20 protein-coding genes are annotated in these 23707 nt (G+C 43.4%); 16 read left to right on the top strand and 4 right to left on the bottom strand.

The window, feature by feature from the left end; all coding sequences use genetic code 11:
- Nucleotides 1–6: 6 nt before the first annotated feature.
- The 9 genes from NST59_RS09210 to NST59_RS09170 all read left to right on the top strand — a co-directional run bounded on the left by NST59_RS09210 (nt 7) and on the right by NST59_RS09170 (nt 11290).
- Nucleotides 7–1548: a glycoside hydrolase family 10 protein gene (locus NST59_RS09210; protein WP_338595063.1), complete on the top strand. Its 1542-nt coding sequence runs from the start codon at nt 7–9 to the stop codon at nt 1546–1548.
- A gap of 143 nt (nt 1549–1691) precedes the next feature.
- On the top strand, nt 1692–2834 hold the full coding sequence (locus tag NST59_RS09205; protein ID WP_064498554.1) for an acyl-CoA dehydrogenase family protein: 1143 nt from the start codon (nt 1692–1694) through the stop codon (nt 2832–2834).
- A 45-nt stretch (nt 2835–2879) separates the two neighbouring features.
- On the top strand, nt 2880–4514 hold the full coding sequence (locus tag NST59_RS09200; RefSeq protein ID WP_338595060.1) for an AMP-binding protein: 1635 nt from the start codon (nt 2880–2882) through the stop codon (nt 4512–4514).
- An 8-nt stretch (nt 4515–4522) separates the two neighbouring features.
- Nucleotides 4523–5872 (top strand): acetyl-CoA carboxylase biotin carboxylase subunit, encoded by a 1350-nt coding sequence (locus tag NST59_RS09195; protein ID WP_327842514.1) that lies wholly within the window; start codon nt 4523–4525, stop codon nt 5870–5872.
- Entirely contained in the window at nt 5869–6084 is a 216-nt protein-coding gene (locus NST59_RS09190) for an acetyl-CoA carboxylase biotin carboxyl carrier protein subunit (protein WP_039179120.1), read from the top strand. The genes NST59_RS09195 and NST59_RS09190 overlap by 4 nt, the downstream gene beginning before the upstream one ends.
- Nucleotides 6085–6095: 11 nt before the next feature.
- Complete coding sequence (locus tag NST59_RS09185; protein ID WP_327842513.1) at nt 6096–6992, top strand: hydroxymethylglutaryl-CoA lyase; 897 nt, start codon at nt 6096–6098, stop codon at nt 6990–6992.
- 24 nt (nt 6993–7016) lie between these two features.
- A complete protein-coding gene (locus NST59_RS09180) occupies nt 7017–7799 on the top strand; it encodes an enoyl-CoA hydratase (RefSeq protein ID WP_327842512.1) in 783 nt (260 codons plus the stop codon).
- Nucleotides 7800–7817: 18 nt separating this feature from the next.
- Entirely contained in the window at nt 7818–9341 is a 1524-nt protein-coding gene (locus NST59_RS09175; protein WP_144464608.1) for an acyl-CoA carboxylase subunit beta, read from the top strand.
- Nucleotides 9342–9355: 14 nt separating this feature from the next.
- Nucleotides 9356–11290, top strand: coding sequence for an AMP-binding protein (locus tag NST59_RS09170; protein WP_327842511.1), 1935 nt, complete (start codon nt 9356–9358; stop codon nt 11288–11290).
- A 28-nt stretch (nt 11291–11318) separates the two neighbouring features.
- Here the strand turns inward: NST59_RS09170 and cysI are convergent, their stop codons facing one another.
- Both cysI and NST59_RS09160 read right to left on the bottom strand, forming a co-directional pair.
- On the bottom strand, nt 11319–13037 hold the full coding sequence (gene cysI, locus NST59_RS09165; protein ID WP_327842510.1) for an assimilatory sulfite reductase (NADPH) hemoprotein subunit: 1719 nt from the start codon (nt 13035–13037) through the stop codon (nt 11319–11321).
- Between the two features lie 33 nt (nt 13038–13070).
- On the bottom strand, nt 13071–14891 hold the full coding sequence (locus NST59_RS09160; protein WP_327842509.1) for an assimilatory sulfite reductase (NADPH) flavoprotein subunit: 1821 nt from the start codon (nt 14889–14891) through the stop codon (nt 13071–13073).
- 261 nt (nt 14892–15152) lie between these two features.
- On the opposite strand from NST59_RS09160, the gene NST59_RS09155 reads away from it, so the two are divergent.
- Entirely contained in the window at nt 15153–15551 is a 399-nt protein-coding gene (locus tag NST59_RS09155) for a DUF3221 domain-containing protein (RefSeq protein WP_327842522.1), read from the top strand.
- Nucleotides 15552–15620: 69 nt separating this feature from the next.
- Here NST59_RS09155 and NST59_RS09150 read toward each other — a convergent pair whose 3' ends face one another.
- Entirely contained in the window at nt 15621–17048 is a 1428-nt protein-coding gene (locus NST59_RS09150) for an aldehyde dehydrogenase family protein (RefSeq protein ID WP_126681940.1), read from the bottom strand.
- A gap of 212 nt (nt 17049–17260) precedes the next feature.
- Between NST59_RS09150 and NST59_RS09145 the strand changes: the two genes are divergently transcribed.
- The 3 genes from NST59_RS09145 to NST59_RS09135 are packed head-to-tail and all read left to right on the top strand — an operon-like array spanning nt 17261 to nt 18887.
- Nucleotides 17261–17686, top strand: coding sequence for a DMT family transporter (locus NST59_RS09145; RefSeq protein ID WP_039183136.1), 426 nt, complete (start codon nt 17261–17263; stop codon nt 17684–17686).
- A 13-nt stretch (nt 17687–17699) separates the two neighbouring features.
- The gene (locus tag NST59_RS09140; RefSeq protein ID WP_126681939.1) at nt 17700–18380 is read left to right on the top strand and encodes a Crp/Fnr family transcriptional regulator; all 681 of its coding nucleotides are present in this window, start codon (nt 17700–17702) and stop codon (nt 18378–18380) included.
- A gap of 21 nt (nt 18381–18401) precedes the next feature.
- The gene (locus NST59_RS09135; RefSeq protein ID WP_047203418.1) at nt 18402–18887 is read left to right on the top strand and encodes a DMT family transporter; all 486 of its coding nucleotides are present in this window, start codon (nt 18402–18404) and stop codon (nt 18885–18887) included.
- 7 nt (nt 18888–18894) lie between these two features.
- On the opposite strand, the gene NST59_RS09130 is transcribed toward NST59_RS09135, so the two are convergent.
- A complete protein-coding gene (locus NST59_RS09130; RefSeq protein WP_327842508.1) occupies nt 18895–20301 on the bottom strand; it encodes a phospholipase D-like domain-containing protein in 1407 nt (468 codons plus the stop codon).
- 148 nt (nt 20302–20449) lie between these two features.
- Here NST59_RS09130 and NST59_RS09125 point away from each other — a divergent pair, with 148 nt between their 5' ends.
- The 3 genes from NST59_RS09125 to NST59_RS09115 all read left to right on the top strand — a co-directional run bounded on the left by NST59_RS09125 (nt 20450) and on the right by NST59_RS09115 (nt 23699).
- Nucleotides 20450–21226: a MurR/RpiR family transcriptional regulator gene (locus tag NST59_RS09125; RefSeq protein WP_024425669.1), complete on the top strand. Its 777-nt coding sequence runs from the start codon at nt 20450–20452 to the stop codon at nt 21224–21226.
- A 130-nt stretch (nt 21227–21356) separates the two neighbouring features.
- The gene (pfkB, locus tag NST59_RS09120) at nt 21357–22271 is read left to right on the top strand and encodes a 1-phosphofructokinase (RefSeq protein WP_327842507.1); all 915 of its coding nucleotides are present in this window, start codon (nt 21357–21359) and stop codon (nt 22269–22271) included.
- A 12-nt stretch (nt 22272–22283) separates the two neighbouring features.
- Nucleotides 22284–23699, top strand: a complete 1416-nt coding sequence (locus NST59_RS09115) for a PTS fructose transporter subunit IIC (protein ID WP_039179080.1) — start codon at nt 22284–22286, stop codon at nt 23697–23699.
- Nucleotides 23700–23707: the final 8 nt, after the last annotated feature.

Raw genomic sequence — 23707 nt, 5'->3', positions numbered from 1 at the left:
CAAAACATGCTGAAAAAGATCAGTATGACAGTTCTAACACTGATGTTAATGTTTGTATTCTTATTGATTCCTTCTAGCAGTCTAGCAGCTCGTCCAGTGCCAAAAGGGAAGCTTGAGAGCACTAGAGAGATGCGCGCGGTATGGATTGCATCGGTTTATAACTTAGATTGGCCCTCAAAGAAAGGGCTGCCCGTAGCAGAGCAGAAAAAAGAGTTCATTCGTTTGTTAGACGAGATCAAAGCGATGAATATGAATGCCGTCATTATGCAAATTAAACCAACAGCAGATGCCTTTTATCCTTCAGCATACGGACCGTGGTCAGAGTATTTGACTGGAACGCAAGGGAAAGATCCTGGGTATGATCCGCTTGAGTTTATGATAGAAGAAGCTCATAAACGCGGCCTTGAATTTCATGCTTGGTTTAATCCTTACCGAATCACGATGAATCATACTGATCTCAGCCGTTTATCAGCTGATCACCCTGCAAGACAACATCCTGAATGGACCATTGCCTACGGTAATCAGCTTTATTACAACCCTGGCATCCCTGAGGTTCAGGACTTCATTGCCCTCGGCATAGAAGAGGTTGTGAAAAACTACGATATTGATGCAGTGCATATGGATGATTATTTTTACCCGAATAAAATAGCCGGTGTGCCGTTTCCAGATCAAGAAACGTATGAAACATATGGGAAAAAAGCTTTTACACATATAGAAGATTGGCGAAGAGATAATGTGAATCAGCTGGTGAAACAAATCAATGACACCATTAAGAAAGAAAAGCCGTATGTGAAATTTGGTATTAGTCCATTCGGGGTTTGGCGCAACATAAAAGATGACCCGACTGGTTCAAACACCACTGCAGGAATGACCAACTACGATGATTTGTATGCTGATACAAGAGAGTGGATTCAGCAGCACGATATTGATTATGTCACTCCGCAAATTTACTGGAGCATCGGTTTTCAAGCTGCCGCTTATGACGTGCTGACGAAATGGTGGTCAAATGAGGTGAAAGGGGAGCCGGTTCACCTGTATATTGGTCAGGCGGCGTATAAAATTAATCAAAACAGTGATCCTGCTTGGTCTGACCCGGAAGAATATTTTAGGCAGATTGAGCTGAACAGGCAGTCACAGCTCGTGCAGGGAAGCATGCATTTCAGCTTAAAGGATCTCAATCGCAACCCTTTGAATGTAAAGGATCGATTGATAGAAGAGTCATACCGCAAACCAGCTCTCATTCCAGAAATGCCTTGGCTTCATCAGAAAGCGCCTAAAAAACCAATCATTCAATCTGTGAAAAAGACAGCGGATGGTGCGGCTTTGCAAATCAAAAATGATCCACATTCTACCGTATCCTATTATGCAGTCTATCGATTGACAAATAAAGGAACATATGAATTGCTGCAAACAGTTAGAAAAGAAAAAGGCGCCATCACAACGATTAAAGACCTACCAATCAATCAAAAGACGATTGATACTTATAAGATTACGGCTCTTAATCGCCTTCATCACGAAAGCAAGCCTTCTACAAAAATAGTGAAATAACGGAAAAGCATGAATGAGGATTTTCTTCGTTCATGCTTTTTTTCTATTATTCTTGTTTTAATTTTCTGAATTCAATCAAGCTTGGCATGAAGCCGCTGCTTGATTAATAAATATGATAGAAAAGAGCCAAAGGGGGAAACAAGATGGATTTTGAATTAACGAAAGAACAACAAATGATCCGCCAGATGGTCAAAGATTTTGCCAAAGCAGAAATTGCACCACACGCTCAAACGATTGATGAACAGGCCGTATTCCCAGCCAAAACGTTTCAAAAAATGGGGGAGCTCGGCTTTATGGGCATCCCCTTTCCAGAGAAATACGGAGGCTCAGGAGGAGATACGATATCGTATGCACTCGCTGTAGAAGAAATCGGAAAACAGTGTGCCAGTACAGGTCTTAGCTATGCCGCAGCCGTATCCTTAGGCGCAAGCCCGCTTTATTACTTCGGTACAGAGGACCAAAAGATGGACCACCTTGTCCCGCTGGCTTCTGGGACAGCACTTGGTTCCTTCGGTTTAACAGAACCAAACGCAGGATCAGATGCAAAAGGGACGAAAACAAAAGCAGTCAAAGACGGACAAGAATATGTCATCAACGGGGAGAAGTGCTGGATCACAAACGCCAATTTTGCCAGAACCATTATTGTCACCGCTGTCACGGATCATGATGAACACGGCCGCCCGATCATCTCCGCCTTCATTGTGGAGAAAGGGCAAAAAGGGCTGTCCATTACAAATCCATATGACAAAATGGGCGTGCGTGGGTCAGATACAGCAGAAATCATTTTAGACGGTGTACGTGTACCAGCCCAGAATATTTTAGGAGACCCAGCGAAAGGCTTTAAGCAATTTTTATATACATTAGACGGAGGACGTATTTCAATTGCTGCGTTATCAGTTGGCATTGCACAAGCTGCACTCGATGCTTCGCTCTCGCATGCAAAGGAAAGAAAGCAATTTGGGCAAACCCTTTCTTCCTTCCAAGCCATTCAGTTTAAGCTGGCAGATATGGCGATGCAAATAGAACTCGCGAGACAAATGGTTTGGAAAGCCGCTTGGCTGAAAGATCACGGCAAGCCGTTTACAAAAGAAGCTGCTTATGCCAAACTTTTCGCTTCTGAAATGGCGACAAAAGCAAGTCTTGATGCTGTCCAAATTCATGGAGGAACAGGCTATATGAAAGAATGTGGTGTAGAACGGCTAGTGAGAGATGCAAAGCTCATGGAAATTGGAGAAGGGACCTCTGAAATTCAGCGTCTAGTCATCGCAAGACAACTGTTAGCGTAATCCGATAATGAAAACGCTTACTATCAATGGAGGAGGAAAGCCATCATGTCGATTCATCCGCAGACAATCTGCTCCCTTTTAAAAGAGAAAAGGGAGCAGCATCCAGCACATGAAGCCATTGTGTATCCAGAACGTTCATTACGTTATTCATATGAAGCGTTTTATCGAGAAGTCAAGGAAACAGGAAAAGGTCTTATGGCATTAGGGGTTCAAAAAGGGGATCATATCGCCATCATGGCGCCTAATGTACCTGAATGGCTCATGCTGCAATTCGCCTGCGCGTCGATTGGAGCCGTTCTTGTCACTGTAAATACGAATTTTCAAGCACAGGAACTCGCCTATTTACTCAAGCATTCTGATAGCAGCATGCTGTTTATCGTAGACGGCTTTAAAGAGACATCCTATGTCAAAATGCTGGAAGAACTCATACCAGAGCTTCAAAACGCTCATCAAGGCGAGATCACCTCCTCATCTTTTCCTTATTTAAAAAGTGTCGTCTATATTGGCGAGCACACGCCAAAAGGCATGCGCAGCTGGAACAGTATTCAAGCTGCTGCTAAAAGAACTGAGGATCACGAGTGGGAGAAACGAATGGATGAGCTTGCGCCAGATGACGTCATTAATATGCAATATACTTCAGGCACAACCGGCTATCCAAAAGGAGTCATGCTCAGCCATACAAACATCGTCTGCAATGCCAGCCAAATCGCAGATTGTATGAAGCTCACCCAAAAGGATCGAATGTGTATCCCCGTTCCTTTCTTTCATTGCTTTGGATCCGTTCTTGGCGTGCTTGCTTGCCTCACAAAAGGAGGAACGATTATTCCGGTTGAATCCTTCCACCCAGAGCGAGTCCTTCAAACCGTGGAAAAAGAGAAGTGCACCGTACTTCACGGCGTCCCGACAATGTTCATTGCAGAGCTCGACCATCCGAATTTTCACCAATACGATCTGTCCACATTACGAACGGGCATTATGGCAGGATCTCTTTGTCCATCCCATGTGATGAAAGCTGTCATTGAACAAATGGGACTGAAGGAGCTCACAATTGCCTACGGACAGACTGAAAGCTCTCCTGTCATTACCCAAACAAGAACGGATGATTCATTTGAAAGACGGGTTCAAACCGTCGGCCGGGCGCTTCCTCACATCGAAGTGAAAATCACCGTTCCAGGCACGCCGGAGGAAGTACCAAGAGGAGAACAAGGCGAGCTGTGTACAAGAGGCTATCATGTGATGAAAGGCTACTATAAAAATGAAGAAGCCACAAATGAAGTGATTGATGAGGACGGCTGGCTTCATACGGGAGATTTAGCAGAGATGGATGAGGACGGCTATGTGAAAATCACAGGACGGCTGAAAGATATGATCATTAGAGGCGGGGAGAATGTATACCCAAAAGAGATTGAGGACGTTCTTTATACTCATCCGGACATTCTTGATGCACAGGTTGTTGGTATACCTGACGAGACGTATGGAGAGGAAGCCGCCGCATTCATTCGGCTCAAGCAAGGTAGAGCGGTGACGATTGAGACACTCACCAGCTATTGTCAGTCGCAAATGGCGCGCTACAAAATTCCTAAATATTTTTTCATCACTGACGAGTATCCGATGACCGCATCAGGGAAGATTCAAAAATTTCGTCTGAAAAAACAGGCGCTTGATCTAATAAAGGAGTGAAGGCAGCGATGTTTCAAAAAGTACTGATTGCCAATCGAGGCGAAATTGCCAGGCGAATTATTCGAACATGTAAAAGGCTCGGGATCCACACCGTTGCCGTTTATTCAGAAGCAGATCAGCATGCACTTCATGTGCAAGAAGCAGACAGCGCCTATCTGATTGGAGGCGCGAAAGTATCTGAAAGCTATTTAAACATGGAAGCCATCATTAGGGTAGCCAAGCAGACAAATACAGATGCTATTCACCCAGGATATGGCCTCTTATCAGAAAATGCGGCCTTTGCAGAACGCTGTCGCAGCGAAGGTATTGCCTTTATTGGGCCATCCGCACAAGTCATTCAGCGAATGGGGAATAAAATTGAAGCAAGAAAAACGATGGCTCAAGCAGGGATCCCCATTGTACCAGGCGTTTCAGCTCCGCTGCATGATGCAGAAGAAGGAGTGAGTCAAGCGCAGTCACTCGGTTATCCGATCATGCTCAAGGCATCAAGCGGGGGTGGAGGAATTGGTATGCAGCTCGTGCAAAATGACGATGAGCTGTACAGGGCTTTTGAAGGGAATCAAAAAAGAGCACAAAGCTTTTTCAACGATGGGACGCTGTATATGGAAAAGGTCATTGAAAACGCGCGGCACATTGAAATCCAGGTCCTTTTTGATTCCTTCGGTCATGGGGTTTACTTATTTGAGCGCGACTGTTCACTCCAGCGGAGACATCAAAAAATCATTGAAGAAGCGCCAGCCGCCTGTCTCGATGAACCGGTGAGACGTCAAATGGGGGAGATGGCCGTCAAAGCAGCCAAAGCGATTGGGTATGAAAATGCAGGGACGATTGAATGCTTAGTCGATCAGCATCAACAATTTTATTTCCTAGAAATGAACACAAGATTACAAGTAGAGCACCCTGTCACAGAAGAAATTACAGGTATTGACCTTGTTGAGGAGCAGCTGAAAATCGCTGCATGTGAGCCGCTTTCCTTTAATCAGGAGGATATTCATCAAATCGGGCATGCCATCGAGGTTAGAATTTATGCGGAAGATCCCGTCACCTTTTATCCTTCACCAGGAACGATCACTCGGCTTTCTACGCCTGAAGCTCCGTATATCCGTCATGAGTCAAGTGTGACAAAGGGAAGCATTATAACCCCTTTTTACGATCCAATGATTGCGAAAATGATCGTTTACGGTGATACACGAAAACTTGCAATAGAACGATTAAAAGGGGCATTACAAGCATATGAAATAGAAGGGATCAAAACCAACTTACCGCTTTTAAGGGAAATGGCCGGATCTTCTGCCTTCTTACAAGGTAGCATCACAACCGATTTTCTCATGAAAAAAAGGGAGGGAAACCGTTCATGAAAACTGTCACGATTCAAATGGCCGGAAACTTGTGGAAGCTTCTTGTGAAACAAGGCGATGAAGTGCAAAAAGGACAGGAGGTTGCCATCTTAGAATCAATGAAAATGGAAATTCCGATCGTTGCTGAAGAGGCCGGGATCATCCGCAAAGTGCATAAAGCAGAGGGGGAATTTGTCGATGAAGGAGAGGTTCTTTTAGAACTAACAGAATAGGAGGGAGCCAGATGGCATTACCAAAGAGTGTGCTTATCAGGGAGGTCGGCCCGCGGGACGGACTGCAAAATGAAGCAGTCTGGCTGGACACAAGCGAGAAGCGAACGTGGATAGATCTGCTCACAGCAGCCCAGCTCCCTTATATTGAAGTCACATCATTTGTTCATCCTAAATGGGTTCCAGCCTTAAAAGATGCCAAAGAACTCACCCAATCCTTAAACCAAAAAGACGACATCACCTATGCAGCACTCATTCCCAATGAAAAAGGCTTAGCTCATTTTTTTGAAGCCAATCTTGACACAGGCGCTATGTTTATCTCTTCGAGTGAAACACATAACAAGAAAAATATGAATCAATCCATCCACGAAACACTTCCTGTCATCAAACAAATGACAGCTGATTTAAAAGCAGCAGGAAAAAGGACACGCGCGTATATTTCCACCGTGTTTGGCTGCCCGTATGAAAAACAAGTACCAATGGATCAAGTCCTGCGATTAACGGATATTTTGCTTTCTTATGGCATTGATGAAATATCGCTCGGTGACACCATCGGTGAAGCCCATCCGCTACAAGTAGAAAGGCGCTTAGACATTTTACTTGAACGTTTTCCTGCTGATAAAATCGCTCTTCATTTTCATGATACGAAGGGGATGGCTCTTGCCAATATTTATACGGCATTAAAAGCCGGAATCACGATATTTGACGCCTCCAGCGGGGGGCTTGGCGGATGTCCCTATGCACCTGGCTCCAGCGGAAATGTGGCGACAGAAGATGTGGTGCATATGCTTCAAAAACTAGGAATTGAGACAAATATTCACCTTCCTGCATTAATTCAAGCGGCAGAATGGATTGAAGCAAAAGTAGACCGAACCCTGCCTAGTCACTGTTTACGCGCTTTTCACTCTTAGACTACTTCATAAAGGATGAATAACATGACATCATTGGTCCATTTTTCAATACAAGATGAACAGATCGGCATTATGACCTTAAACAGGCCAGAACAAGCGAATTCCCTATCCTCTACAATGCTCGAGGAGATCAATCAAATCATTCAAGAAATCAAACACGATGAAAGCATCCGCTGTCTGCTCATTACAGGAGCCGGTTCAAAAGTCTTTTGCGCTGGTGCAGATTTAAAAGAACGACGATTGATGACAGAAGCAGAAGCAAAAGGCGCTGTTCTTGCAATTCAGCAAACCTTTATCGAGGTTGAATCCATTCCTGTACCTGTCATTGCAGTGATGAACGGACACGCACTTGGTGGAGGACTTGAGCTCGCGCTCGCTTGTGATCTCCGCATCGCACGAGTCGGAGCAAGACTCGGCCTGCCGGAAACAGGACTAGCTATCATACCAGGAGCCGGAGGGACGCAGCGGCTTCCGCGCCTCATTGGACTCGGTAAAGCAAAAGAACTTATTTTCACAGGCGCATCATTACAAGCAGAAGAAGCCATTCAAATCGGGCTGATTGAGCATATTTCTGTAGCAGATTCTCTTATGAACGATGCCATCTCTCTTGCAAAACAAATCATCAAAAATGGTCCGCTTGCCTTAAAAGAAGCGAAGCAAGCGATTCATTCAAGCCTTGATCACGATTTGCATACAGGTCTAACGAAGGAATACGAAGCCTATCTACGACTCATTGATACAGAAGATCGAACGGAAGGTCTTCAAGCCTTCCAAGAAAAACGCACGCCTCAATACAGAGGCAGGTAGCAAGAAAGGGGAATGGGTATGATTGAAGAATATGAAAAGAAAAAACAGCAGATTCTGAAAGGCGGGGCCGAGCGATACCATCAAAAAAACAAAGAAAAAGGAAAATTGTTCGTCCGTGACCGCCTTCAGTTGTTATTGGATGAGGATTCTTTCATTGAGGATGCCATGTTTGCCGAGTGTCAAGATGCACATTTACCAGCAGATGGTGTAGTCACAGGGACGGGGCGGATGAATGGGCAGACGGTTTGCGTCATGGCAAATGATTCTACCGTCAAAGCAGGATCATGGGGCGTCAAAACGGTAGAAAAAATCATTAGAATCCAAGAAACAGCCGAAAAACTCAACTGTCCGATGCTGTATTTAGTCGACTCTGCGGGTGCTAGAATCACCGATCAAATCGCCATGTTTCCAGGCAGAAGAGGGGCAGGCCGCATTTTTTATAACCAGGTAAAGCTGTCTGGACGTATTCCGCAAATTTGTTTACTATTTGGTCCTTCTGCAGCCGGAGGTGCTTACATTCCTGCTTTTTGTGACATCGTCGTCATGGTCGAAGGGAATGCCTCAATGTATTTAGGCTCACCGCGAATGGCCGAAATGGTGATTGGAGAGAAAGTATCACTTGAAGAAATGGGCGGGGCGAAAATGCATTGCAGCATTTCTGGATGCGGCGATATTTTAGCAAAAACAGAAGAAGAAGCCATTCAAATCGCTCGCACCTATTTAACTTACATGCCTGCCAATTATACAGAAAAACCAAAACGAACAGCCGCAAAAGCACCTAAACCATCAGAGATTACCATTCAAGATCTCATCCCTAAAGGGCAGAATACCCCTTTTGATATGTATCAGCTTATTGATTTACTCATTGATGAAGGATCATTTTTTGAAATCAAAAAGCTATTTGCCGCAGAGCTGATCACAGGATTTGGCCGTATGAATGGTCAGCCTGTTGGTCTTATTGCCAACCAGCCTAGGGTAAAAGGCGGCGTATTATTCCATGACTCAGCTGACAAAGCCGCCAAGTTTATTCAGCTATGTGACGCCTTTCATATTCCGCTCCTTTTTCTTGCGGATATACCGGGGTTTATGATCGGAACAAAAGTGGAACAAGCAGGTATTATTAGGCATGGGGCGAAAATGATCTCCGCCATGTCAGAGGCAACCGTTCCGAAAATATCCGTCATTGTTCGTAAAGCATATGGTGCAGGTTTATATGCAATGGCAGGACCAGCCTTTGAACCGGACTGCTGTCTCGCACTTCCATCAGCACAAATTGCTGTCATGGGGCCAGAAGCCGCTGTAAATGCGGTCTATGCGAATAAAATTGCTGAACTGCCTGTAGAAGAGAGGGCGGCATTTATACAAGAGAAACGCAAGGAATACCAGGAAGATATGAATATATATGAGCTTGCCTCAGAAATGATTGTCGATGGTGTCATCCCATTTGACCATTTGCGAGATGAGCTTTGTCATAGATTACAAGCCTATACCTCAAAAGAGATGACATTTACAAGACGAAAACACCCGGTTTATCCGGTCTAAAGGGGGGCGGCCTCATGATGAACCAAAAACCAGCGTGGATCCCCGAGGAGCAGATGATCAAACAAACACGTCTTTACAAATGGATGCATTCACTTGGTTTTTCTACTTACGATGCGTTCTATCAAGCTAGTATCGACCATACCGATTGGTTTTGGAGAGAAGCTGAAAAGGCGGTCGGTATCGTGTGGAAGGAGCCGTATGAAGCCGTTTTAGGCCAAGATTCATTCATGTGGCCCAATTGGTATAAAGGCGGCTGGCTCAACGTGGTCGAAACGGCTGTTGACAAATGGGCAGAGAATGAAGAAACCCAGCATCAACCAGCCCTGATTTGGAGAAATGAAGCGGGAGAAGAAAGAAGATGGACGTTTCTCGAACTTCAGGAAAAGGTCAATCGTCTCGCTGCTGGTTTTTTGAAGAAGGGAATTCAAAAAGGGGATGTGGCGGTCATTTATATGCCGATGCTTCCGGAAACAGCTGCCGTCATGCTTGCCTTTGCAAAGATTGGTGTCATCTTTAGCCCAGTTTTTTCTGGCTATGGAAGCGAGCCTCTTGCCGTACGTATTCGTGCATCGGGGGCAAGCATTGTTGTCACAGGCTCAAGCGTGACGCGCAGGGGAAAAACGATCAACATGCGTGAATGCGCGGCAGAAGCGATCGACAAAACCAAGACCGTCAAAACAGTCATTGTACACGCTTCCTCTCCAACTGGATATAAAGAGGATATCAAGCTAAACGATTTGTTAAAAGAAGAACCAATGAGTGAAACGACTTATCTTTCAAATGAAGATCCTCTTATGATCTTATACACGTCTGGAACAACCGGTACACCAAAAGGGGCTGTTCATACCCACGCAGGCTTTCCTGTAAAATCGGCTTTTGATGCTGGTCTTTGTATGGATGTTGCAAAAGGAGACCGCTTGTTTTGGCTCACAGACATGGGATGGATGATGGGGCCATTTCTCGTCTTTGGCGGTTTGATCAATGGAGCTACAATTGTTTTATATGACGGCGCTCCCGATTATCCAGATGAACAGCACCTTTGGTCATTCATCCACGAGCAAAAAGTCACTCATTTTGGACTTTCACCTACTTTTGTTCGATCTGCAATGCAGCAAAACCTTGCAGACATTGAGCTACCGCATGTCAAAGCCATCATTTCTACAGGTGAACCGTGGAATGAAGCACCATGGCAATGGCTTTTTGACACAATTGGTCAAAAGCACATTCCGATCTTAAATTACTCAGGGGGAACAGAGGTTTCTGGCGGTATTGTAGGAAGTACGCTGCTTCGTCCAATCAAACCGATCCTTTTTAATGCGGCAATCTTAGGAATGGCGGCAGATGTGTTTAATGAGGCAGGACAGAGCGTGATGAATGAGGTAGGTGAGCTTGTTGTGAAAAAGCCATGGGTCGGTATGACATGTGGATTTTGGAAAGATCCGGAGCGATATGAAGACACATATTTCAAACGATTTGATGGGGTGTGGACACACGGTGATTGGGTGATGCAATCAGAGGATGGCGCATTCCATATCACGGGCAGATCGGATGATGTCATTAATACAGCCGGAAAACGCATCGGTCCAGCTGAAATTGAATCCATTCTTGTCGGGCATCCAGCCGTACATGAGGCTGCTGTGATTGGAGTCAAGGATGAGGTGAAGGGAGAAGCACTTGTTTGTTTCGTTGTAGCCAGTTTACAGTCTTTCGAAGAAGCAGCACTCATTTCAGAGCTTAAAACTCATGTTGGTTCATATGCGGGGAAAGCGCTCACTCCAAAGGAAATTCATCTCATTTCAGCTTTACCGAAAACAAGAAACGGAAAAATCGTCCGGCGTTTATTAAAAGGCGCGTATGAGCAGCTGCCTTCACCCGATCTATCTTCTTTAGACAATCCGAAGGTGTACAAAAGCATTTGCGAATACTTGAAAAGGAAACAAAGTATATAAAAAAAGACAGGAGAGTTCCCTGTCTTTTTTATTGCACATGAAAATTCGTGCCATCTGTTGTTGCTTTTACAATTCCTGCCCGAATCACAAAATCACCGAAATGTTCATCCTCTTCACGTTCTTTGGCATAGCGGGGGAGAAGAGAGCCAAGCTCGTTTAAAATGTCTTCTTCTCCAACATTTTCTCGGTACAGTTTACTTAATCTGCTGCCATCGAAAGCAGCGCCAAGATACATATTGTATTTGCCAGGTGATTTCCCGATAAAGCCAATTTCACCTAGTGCATGACGGGCGCATCCATTTGGACATCCAGTCATACGAATCGTGATTTCTTTATCACTTAAGCCGTTTTCTTCGACAATCTCTTCAATTTTGTCAATCAAGCGCGGGAGGTAGCGTTCTGCTTCTGCCATCGCTAAGCCGCATGTTGGAAGAGAAACACAGGCCATTGAACTGCGTCGCAGTGCCGAGTGCTGCTGGCCAGCTGATAAACCGAACTTCTGAATGAGCTGCTCGATTTGTTTCTTTTTATGCGTTGTGACATTTCCAATCATTAAATTTTGATTCGCTGTTAAGCGGAAGTCACCTGTATGAATCTTCGCGATTTCACGAATGCCTGTCATCAGCGGGTAGTCATCGTAATCCGTGATGCGGCCGCCTTCTACAAACATCGTATAATGCCATCTGCCATTGATGCCTTTTACCCAGCCATAGCGGTCACCGTTATGATCAAAGTGATAATCTCTTGCGTCTAAAAGGGTGAACCCTAGGCGGCGTTCAAGCTCTTCTTTTACATTCTCAAGACCGAGACGGTCCACTGTATATTTAAAGCGGGCATTTTTTCTCACCGAACGGTTTCCGTAGTCACGTTGAATAGTGATCACTTGTTTGGCAATCTCTACAACTTGTTCCGGTGTACAAAAGCCAATCACTTTTGCAAGCTGAGGATAGGTCGCTGTATCACCATGCGTCATGCCCATTCCGCCGCCAATCGCGACATTAAAGCCGACTAATTGATCATTTTCAATAATCGCAATGAAGCCTAAATCCTGCGAAAAGACATCAATATCGTTAGCAGGAGGGACCGCCACACCAATCTTGAATTTTCTTGGCAGATAAAGCGGACCATACATCGGCTCAACCTCTGTATCAGGCGTTGCCGCTACTTTTTCCTCATCAAGCCAAATTTCATGATATGCTCTTGTTTGCGGAAGCAGGTCATCACTTAATTTTTTGGCGAGCTCGTATACGTCATGGTGTACTTCTGATTGATAGGGATTTGACGTACACATGACATTACGGTTCACATCGCCGCAAGCAGCGATTGTATCAAGCATAGTAGAGTGGATGTCTTGAATGGTCTTTTTCATGTTCCATTTTAAAATACCGTGAAGCTGAAAGGTTTCACGAGTTGTCAGCTTTAACGTACCGTTTCCATATTGATGAGCAAGCTCATCCATCACTAGCCACTGCTTGGATGTGGCGATTCCGCCAGGGAGGCGGACACGCAGCATAAATTGATAAGCAGGCTCAAGCTTTTGTTTTTGCCGTTCATTTCTCAGGTCACGATCATCCTGTAAATAACTGCCGTGATGCTTCATCAGGCGGTTGTCATCATCAGGAATACCCGCTGAAATCGGATCAAGCATCACTTCTTTTAATGTACCCCGTAAATAATCACTTTTTTCTTTGATTTCCTCTACGTCGCTCGGAGGTCCATCCGGCGCTGTTAATGCTGTCTTCACCATGTAAGTAAAAGCTCCTTTCTCTCAAGCATTCAATCAATATACGTCACGCTGATAGCGTTTTTGCTGCTGCAAGTTGGCTAGATAGCTTTCTGCTTTCTCTTTGCTCATCGCACCTTCTTCTTGGATGATTGATAGAAGGGTATCATGAACATCATGCGCCATATGTTTTTCATCTCCGCAGACATATACATAGGCACCTTGTTCCAGCCATTCGAATAATTCTTTACTTTGTTTCTTCATTTGGTGCTGGACATATACTTTTTCCTCTGAATCTCTTGAAAAAGCCACATCCATTTTCGTTAACACACCATCTTTTAACCACTTTTGCCATTCGGTTTGATATAAGAAATCCGTCACAAAGTGCTGATCACCGAAGAACAACCATGACTTTCCATCTGCACCAACTTCCTCACGCTCCTGCATAAATGAACGGAAAGGGGCGATACCTGTGCCTGGTCCCACCATAATGATCGGTGCATCATGGTTTTCAGGAAGCTTAAAGTTTTGATTGTGCTGGATATAAACAGGCAGCTTATCACCTGGCTCTAAGCGCTCCGCACATAAGATTGAGCAGACACCTTGACGTTCTCTTCCGTGAGCATCATATCTCACAGCACCGATCGTCAAATGAACTTCTTCTTCATTTGCTTTAAGGCTGCTTGCAATGGAATAAAGGCGTGCAGGAATTTTTCTTAAAATCGCAGTGAAGTCTGCCGCTGTTCCTTCAAAAGGACCGAAATCACGCGCAGCATCTACTAAATCTCTTCCTGCTATATACGCTTTTAATTTTTCTTCGCTTCCTTCTTCTAAAAGGGCCTGCAAGGCTTCGCTTTTTGTAAAGGACGACATCTTTTGAAGAAGAGGTTTTGTTAATACGGTAATCTCAAAATGAGAGGTGAGTGCTTCTTTTAAAGGAAGCGTGTCGCCGTTTTTATGAACGGTGACGGTTTCCTCTGCATTCCATCCACATGTTGTGATCAGTTCATCAACAAGCGCAGGATCATTTGTTGGATAAATACCAAGGCTGTCACCTGGCTCATAAACAAGTCCTGATCCTTCAAGAGAAAGCTCCAAATGACGGGTTTCTTTGTTAGAGCCGCGGCCATTTAGGTTGATATTTTCAAGCACTTCAGCATAAAAAGGATTTGTTCTTGAGTATTCAGATGCAGCGGTTTGAGTGTTTGCTTCCGCTGATTCCTGCGGGGTTGCTGCGGCTCCGCCTTCACTAAGTGAAGATGCCACTCCTTGAAGCCATTCAAAAAACGGCTCATCATAATCAAGGTCACAGTCCACTCGATCGACAAGACGCGTTCCGCCAAGCTCTTTTAAACGCTCATCAAATTCTTTACCTGTTTGACAGAAGAATTCGTAAGAGCTGTCGCCAAGTGAAAGGACAGAAAAGCTTAAATGATCGAGCTTTGGAGCACGTCTGCCGTGAACATATTCATGGAAAGAAAGGGCATTATCAGGCGGATCTCCCTCACCATGTGTGCTCACAATGATCAGTAAATTGTTTATTTTTTTCAGACTATTTGGTTTAAAATCTGACATAGAAGAGAGCGTCACTTGAAAACCTTTCTCTTCAAGATGCTGCGCTGTCTTTTTTGCTAACCCTTCAGAATTGCCTGTTTGCGAGCCATAAAGCACGGTCACATCTTTGCTGACAGGCTGCGCTGGTGCTGCAGCAGAAGGAGAAGGGGGTTGGGCAGTATTTTCTAATCCGGTTAAAGCTGCCTGTGCTGATAAATAACCGGTAAGCCAAATTTTTTGCTGATCTGTTAAAGTCGGAAGCAGCTGATTAAGCAGCTCTGCCTGCTGCTGACTAAACGGACTGTTCAATACATGAAGTTGCAACGATATCCACCTCACAAGGAATATAAACATAGATTAATTCGATAGGAATTATATATATAGGTTCAATTTGAACTTTACCGAAAGTTTGCCATTAAGTAAAATATATAATATTGATTGTCATGATTAAGATTTCTAATACCTTTGCAAAGTGAAGGAACTTGAAGATGAATCGCTTATCTGTATAAAGCACCTTAAGAAAAATGGGGCCGTTTTGAATGAAGAAGCAATCGTAAGGAATTGAAAAGGGGTGTATGAAAATTGATGCAGCTAAAATTTAAAAACAGAAAATGTTTTCGGCTTGTCTTCTTGATTGTTCTCATTTTATTAGCAGCGTGCAATTCTCCAAAGGGCAATATAAAGGATTCATACAATAAGAATAAAACAACAACATCTTTTTCAAAAAAAGGCGTACTGCTAAGTAAAGGGGATACAAATTTACTTCTTATAAATAATAGAACGCCTCTAAAAAGCGATGATTCATTGAATACACAACTTCTTATTGATAAGTATAAAGACGATCTTATCATAATCGACTTAACGAAAGTAGATTCTAAAAAGCTGTCACAGGGTCAAACGATTGAGGTTTGGTTTGATGAATTACAAGAATCGGCTCCTCCTAAAGCAACGGTCAAAAAATATCACATCATAATGGATAAGTAGGGGAGCAGGGGCAGATTCTTTCTATCATGAAAAAAGAGAAAAACCCTAAGGTTTTTCTCCTTTCTCAAATTATGCTGTTGGAAGTCCCATCACAGCTTTCACTTCTAAATATTCCTCGATTCCGAAGTCGCCCCATTCTCTTCCGATACCAGATTGCTTAAAGCCGCCAAACGGGGCAAAGTAATCTGTTTCGGCATTGTTAATGGTAATTTGACCAGCACGAATATGTTCAGCTACATATTTTAATGTTTTTTCATCTTTTCCAACCACATACCCAGCAAGACCGTACACTGTATCATTGGCAATCTCAAGGGCATGATCAAGGTCTTGATATGTGATCACACTCATGACGGGTCCGAATATTTCCTCTTGTGCAATGGTCATATCATTTTTCACATTTGTGAAAATAGTATGCTTGGCGAAATATCCTTTGTCTAGACCGTCCGGCTTCCCAGTTCCCCCAGCAAGCAGATTAGCACCTTCTTCAATACCTTTTTCAATATAAGACTGCACGGTATCCCATTGCTTTTTGGAGACAAGCGGGCCAGTGGCGTGATCTTCTCGCGGATCACCAACTGTAAACTTCGGCAGGGCATTCAGCAGCGCTTTTTCAAATGCGTCTTTCATTGATTCTGGAATTAGCACACGTGTGGCTGCGGAACACACTTGGCCTGTATTCATCGCAATATGATGAACGGCTGTTTCGGCTGCCTCATCCACATCTGCATCATCTAAGACGATAAGAGGGGATTTCCCGCCAAGCTCAAGAGCCACTTTCTTAATATTGTCTGCAGCGTTCTCCATTATTTTAGAGCCAACAGCACCTGATCCAGTAAATGAAACAAAGTCAATATCAGGATGTGAGCTAATGCCGTCACCAATGACGTCACCAGTTCCGTTTACTAGGTTGAAGACTCCTTTTGGTACGCCTGCTTCATCAATGATGTCTGCAAGAATCATTGCGGCAAAAGGTGTAATTTCCGCAGGCTTTAAGACAACTGGTGAACCTGCTGCAATGGCACCTGCGATTTTAAGTGATGTTTGATTCGTTGGGAAATTCCAAGGTGTAATCAATCCGCTGACACCAATCGCTTCTTTTATAATGGTATGCCCGCCGCGGTCCTCAGTAAATGTATAAGATTTAAGTGCTTCCGCTGCTTTAGAAAAATGTTCATGTCCCATTTTGTAATGAACCTCTTCTGATACTTTCAGCGGTGCACCGAGCTCTTGTGTCATGATCTCAATCAGTTCATCCTTACGTTTTTCGTAGCCGCGCACAATGTTTTCCAGCATCTTTACGCGTTCATTTCGAGATGTTTTTGAGAAAGAAGGGAAGGCGGCACGAGCAGCTTTGACTGCCTTATCTAAATCTTCTTTTGTACCTAAACTAATGGTGCCAATGACTTCCTCTGTAGCAGGATTGATAACCTCTGTCGTTTCGTTTCCTGTTGATGCGATCCATTCTCCGTTAATAAAATGTTTCTCTTGATTTCTCATTCTAACATGTCTCCTTTTTATATGTGATTCCATTCAATATTCTGTTTTCAGGTGATATAAAACTCTACCCACTGTGAAAAATCTAAAACGATGAAACTGTAAAAGAAAAAGTTTCTGATATAATACGCAAAGTGGGACATATGTCCTTTTCAACATCAGGGCATCTATCATTTAATGGAACTAGACTGAAAAAAGAAGGAGCATTTGAACGAATGAAAGGTGTTATTTTCGCTTTATTAGGAGGCGCTTGTATTACACTGCAAGGCGTAGCAAACGCAAGAATCAGCCAGGATATCGGGACATGGCAGGCGGCAACCATCACGCAGCTGACCGGTTTTGTTATCGCACTTATCATTTTACTAATCGTACGTGACGGACACGTTCGAGAATATCGAAAGGTGCAGCCGCTTTATTTAGTAGGCGGCGCATTTGCAGCCATTATTATTTTTAATGAAGTCACTGCGATTCAAATGATCGGTGTCACACTGACCATCGCTGCTTTACTCATTGCACAGCTGGCATTTACCTTTGCAATCGATGCAAAAGGATGGTTTGGTGTACAGAAGAAGAAAATGAAATGGCCGCATTATGCAGGAATTCTATTGATGATCGCGGGTGTAATCATTTTAAAGCTATAAAGGAGGGCGTGAGATGGAAGAGATTCATGATGAATGTCTATTTTCTTCTTATCTCAAGGCACATCAATTAGAAAACGTCTTTCATCAGAAACTCATATCACATGTCAGCTTATGGCGCTATGAGCAAGGTGAGCTGATTTGTTCAAAGGGAGATCAGAGGGAGCACTTGTACTTGTTAGTAAAAGGGAAATTAAAGATTTTCACCACCACAAAGGAAGGGAAGACCTTTATTCTTTGTTTTAAACATCCTCTTGAAGCCATTGGAGATATTGAATACGTTCAGCAGACAGATATGGTCAATACAGTGGAGGCTGTCACAGAAGTACATATGCTAAGGATTTCTCATCAAGCACTCATGCGATATGCAAAGGATGACCCCCGCATATTAACCTTTTTATTAAAAGGGATTACAAACAAATTTTATACGAAATCAAACGATTTGAGCTTCCACCTTTTATATCCTGTAGAGGTCAGGCTCGCAAGCTACTTATTGTCTGTATTAACAGGTGATAACAGCGCGAGCGCACTTCGTCTTACTGATGCGGCGAGCTTAATTGGTACAAGCTACCGTCATATTAACCGGGTGATTCAGCAATTCTGTGAAAAAGGGCTGATAGAGAGGCAAAGAGGCGAGATTACGATTCTTGACCGGAAAGGGCTCTTAGAAATAGCCGAGCACAACATTTATGAATAGAAGAAATGAAGGGATTCAGACATGATCATAGGAATAGGATTAGCCATCGCGGCTGGCGCACTCGTCAGCTTACAAACCATTTTTAACAGTAAGGTCAATGAGCAGACAGGCTCTTGGTCAACAACCACTCTCGTTCTAGGTATGGGCTTTATTGCTTCACTTTTGATGGGTCTTTTGCTAGAAGGAACCGGCATGTTTCAATTAAGACATATGGAAGCGTGGTACTGGATTAGCGGAGCCATTGGAGTAGGGGTGGTCATCTGCCTCGTTCAAGCAATCAAACGTCTTGGTCCGACTTATGGAATCTCAATTGTCCTAATTTCACAGCTTGGCTGCGCGCTTTTGTTTGATTCGCTTGGCTGGCTTGGGTTAGAGAAAGTGGAATTTTCTCCCGCAAAACTATTAGGTGTCATTGTGATTGTTGCAGGGATCTTGGTGTTTAAATTGACCAAATTGGAACCAGCAGAAGAAGAGCAATCAAAAGAAAAAGGGCTGCCACAAGAGTAGCTGCCCTTTAGATCAACCGCCGCCATAAAACGGTTATCGCGGATAAACCATTTAAAAGGAGCCTTTTCATCAAAGGCTTTTTTTTCTGCCCATAGCCGTCCGCTTTATAGGGTGCTTTGTCCTTCGCGACGAGAATACTATAGGCGATTTTACGTTCGATTGCCTGAGTAAGTGATAGCGCAAACGGGGCACTATCAATGACCAAAATCGACTCTGTATTTAAAAAACTAGACCTCGCATCTAAATTATATGTCCCAATAATACTTAAATAATCATCAATGACCATCGATTTCGCATGAATGGAATACGGACCTTCATATTCGTACAAATGAACGCCTGTTTTCATCAGTTCCTTTTTCGTGCTTAAATAGCCTGCAAAAGCTAAAGGATTTGGCGTGGCTGCCAGAGAATTCGTGACAACTGTTGTTTGAATCTCGCTAGCTAATGGAGTGAGGTCGTCCTTCATTGGTCGTGTCGGGATAATATAAGGCGTCTGTATGAGCACAGAACGCTTTGCCCGGTGAGCAAGATCGTTTAATTTTTTCAGTACAAGAGGACGCTTATTGAAACGCTCCACTGGATTTGTAAAAAATGCAATCTGTTTTACTGGGGTGGTATCTGCTGCCCAATTAAAGGAAGACACCACAAAAGGTTCTTTCGTACGCACTGCCTCCTGATAGGATCTAAGCAGTTTCTTTCTTAGTTTTAAGCCTTTTTTTGCTTTTTGCTTGGAGAACACGGCTTTTGTTTTTTTCGTAAAGTTATGATTCCATAAATAAACGAAATATTGCTCCATTTCATCTAATACTTTTCCTTTTTTGTCGTTATAAAGCAGCACATCGCGGTCAAATGCAAAGTCTTTCGGCGGCTGATCTGCAAAGTATTTATCACCGATATTTCTTCCGCCCATGACAACTACTCGGCCATCTGCCAGCAGCAGCTTATCATGAAGGCGGTTATGCCACGTCCATGGCTTAAATAACCGAAAGGGCTCATAAAAACGAATGGCCATGTTCGGGTGATTTGCCACGGCATACCGTAAATTCTTCAGCGGTCCACGCAAACTGTGGCAGATGCCATCTAAAAGTAGCTGAACTTTCACCCCTCGATCAGCTGCTTCAATCAAAGCACCTAGTACCCATTCGGCTGTTTTTCCCTTTTGAATGGAGTAATAACTAAGACGGATCATCCTCTTTGCCTCACGAATCATTTGAATTCTGGCCTGGCCAGACTCAAATCCATCGTCAAGAAGCATCACTTGATTTGTGCCCTGATCGTCTCCTGAGATGGAAGAGGCTTTATAGACACAATGTTCTTTGCATGTTTTTTGAATCGGTAAATAAAACAAAACAAATGCGGTCAAAAAGACATAAACGACATAGAGAAGGATCAGATAAAACAAAAGATGAAGCATACGGATCAGCTCCTTTCACATTTCCTTAGTTTATGTCAAAAATAAAATTTCACTCATTTTCGCCTTTCACCTAAATACATGACAAAAGAATCATCTTGTTTTTATTGGGCATTTAATTATAGTATGAAATGAGTAAGGGGGAATCGAATTGAACGAATCATTATTTAACATCCCAAGCGATGTATATCAAACGTTAAGTGAAACAGAGCGTTATTTACTCAATTATATTCACCAGCATTTAGAGGATATCTCCACCTTATCCATTGTCACTTTAAGCGAAAGAGCCAATGTATCGACAGCCACAATTGTCAGACTGATGAAAAAAATTGGTTATAATGGCTATACATCCTTTAAATATCGATTGAAACAAGAAAAGAAAATGACAGATGCAAGCGACCAGCTCAAGAATATTGATGAAGACATCAAACTAGCGATTCGGAAAAATGAAGAAGAGGTTTTAAAGACGATCCAGCTGCAAAGTATTGGACAAATTGAAGATGCCGTTCAAAAAATACATAATGCAGACAAAATTTATATTTTCGGCAGAGGCTTCTCAGAAATGATCGCCAAAGAGATGACCATTAAATTACAGCTCATCGGGAAAACATGTGAAGTACACGACGATCCAAATATCATTCGGCTGAAATCGCGAGACATTGAAAAAAGTGAGCTTGCCATCTTTGTTTCATTAAATGGCGAAACAGCTGAGCTCGTTGAAGCTTGTCAAAACCTCAGCATGAAGCAAGTCACAACTATAACTGTCACGACAAGAATTGATTCTACATTAAGCAAAATATCAGATATGACACTAGTCGGATATAAAGGGGAACAATCTTTCTTCCCAGATTATGAAGTCAGATCCCGCCTGTCTCTCCATGTCATTGCCCGCATTTTACTCGATGCCTATGTGATCCGAATGAAATAACCAATAAGAAAGCCTTCGAGACTTTGATCTGGAAGGCTTTTTCTCATGAAAACCTTTACACATTCTGAAAACATTTTCACTGAATCGTATGAGATACTTTCTTTAGAGAAAAGAAAGAAGGTGAAACCAATTGATTTATACCTGCACCTTAAATCCTGCTATTGACCTATATATTGCATTAAAAGAAATACGGGCAAATGCAGTCAACCGTACGGAAGATGAAGATTATCAGCCGAATGGAAAAGGCGTGAACGTGTCGATTATGCTAAAGAAATATGGCTTCACCAGCACTGCATTAGGGTTTATCGCTGGGTTTTCAGGCTCTTATATTGAACAATCCTTAAAGGATCTCTCTATTCAGACCGATTTTATCTCGGTTGAGGGAATTACACGCATTAATGTTTTTATTAATACGACAGAAGAATACAAGCTCGTGAACCAGGGCCCTGCGATTGAAGAAAAAGCGCTTCACGCCTTTCGTGAGAAAATTGCAGCTATCCCGCAGGGGGGCATCCTTATCATGTCAGGCAGTTTACCAAAAGGTGTTCCTGCCAGCATTTTTTCAGAAGTAGCAGCTATTTGCCATCAACAGAAGGTCAAGTTCATTTTAGACACAAGCTCTGCAGCGGTTCTTGAGACGCTTCAATACAAGCCGTATTTATTAAAACCAAATGAAGAAGAAATTGCTGCTTTTTTCGGCAAAACACATCCTCTGTCAGAAAAAGAACTCATTCAATCAGGAGAAAAGCTTATTGAGATGGGTGCAGAGCAAGTGCTTATTTCCCGCGGGGGAGAAGGGGCTTTGTTCATTACGAAAAACGCCGTCTTAAAAGGAAACGCACCGACAGGCATTGTAGTAAATACAGCTTGCTCTGGAGATGCGATGCTTGCAGCTTTTCTTAGTAAACAGCTTGAAGGACATTCACCTGAAGAATGCTTACGATACGGCATTGCAACAGGAGCCTCTACCGCATTTTCGAAAGGCTTAAGTGATTTACATGACATTGATTCATTGATTGAGCAAGTACACATACAGAAAATATAAGGGGGAATACACATGAGCCGTAAAAAAATTGTCGCTGCAACCGGCTGTCCAACAGGCATTGCACACACATTTATGGCAGCTGAAGCATTAAAAATCGCTGCTGAGCAACTAGGGGTCGACATCAAAGTCGAAACGCATGGTCAAGTAGGAATTGAAAACGCTTTAACCGATCAAGACATTATGGAAGCAGATGGAGTCATTGTGGCAGCCGACAAAGATGTGCATACAGACCGTTTTCACGGCAAGCCACTGATTGAAGTGCCTGTAGCCAAAGGCATTCGCACGCCGACTGAGCTGATTCAGAGCATTATCAATGGAGATGCTCCCGTTCATCAAGTGAAAGGAAGAGCTTCTGGAACAGAGAAACCATCTGCTCCTTCATCCTCTCAACAAAAGTCGGCAAATAAATGGATACACACTATTTATAAGCACTTAATGAACGGTGTATCACACATGTTGCCATTTGTTGTTGGAGGCGGGGTCTTAATAGCTATTTCCTTCCTATTCGGGATCTACTCTGCTGATCCTCAGCACGAAACGTATCATCCGTTTGCCGCCTATTTGAAAAGCATTGGAGGACTTGGCTTCAGCTTAATGGTACCAATTTTAGCAGCATTTATCGCTGATTCAATTGCAAGACGCCCAGGGATGGTCGTCGGTTTTATAGGAGGGCTCCTTGCAAATGATGGAGGTGCTGGCTTCTTAGGCGGTATTATCGCAGGTTTTGCAGCAGGATATATCATTTTATTGCTTCAATTCTTGCTTCAAAAATTACCAGCATCACTTGATGGATTAAAATCGATCTTCATCTATCCTGTCATCGGTATTTTCTTAATTGGGGCTGTCATGACCCCGCTATTGGTTCCAATCACAGGGCTAAATAATTCCTTAATGGATTTTCTCTCATCTGTACAATCCACAAATCCGCTGCTTTTAGGCTTAATTGTGGGAGCAATGTGTGGATTTGATATGGGCGGACCATTTAACAAAGCAGCCTATGTTACAGGAACGGCTTTACTTGCACAAGGCAACCTTTACTTTATGGCAGGTGTGTCTGCAGCATGTATCACACCACCACTTATCATTGCGATTGCTACAACCATTTTCCGAAAACATTTCACGCCACAAGAACGAAATGCTGGGGCAATCAACTATATTCTGGGGGCGACACATATTACAGAAGGAGCCATCCCATTTGCGGCAAAAAACCCAGTCGTTGTCCTGCCAATTATCATGTTTGGTTCCGCCATCTCTGCTATATTGACATATTTGTTTGGCGTGCAGGTTCCAGCTCCGCATGGTGGATTCCTTGTCCTTCCAGTTGTCACAGGTGCATTCCAATGGGTGCTTTCCATACTAATCGGATCAATTGTAGGTGCGATTCTATACGGACTTTACCGTAAAAAAATAGACAAACCCGCAGTTTAAGAGGGAGG

It is taken from the genome of Bacillus sp. FSL R5-0439 (assembly GCF_038008805.1).
Lineage (GTDB): Bacteria > Bacillota > Bacilli > Bacillales > Bacillaceae > Bacillus > Bacillus safensis.
Note: the sequence above shows the minus strand (reverse complement) of the source record. Positions and strands in the feature narration are given on the sequence as shown.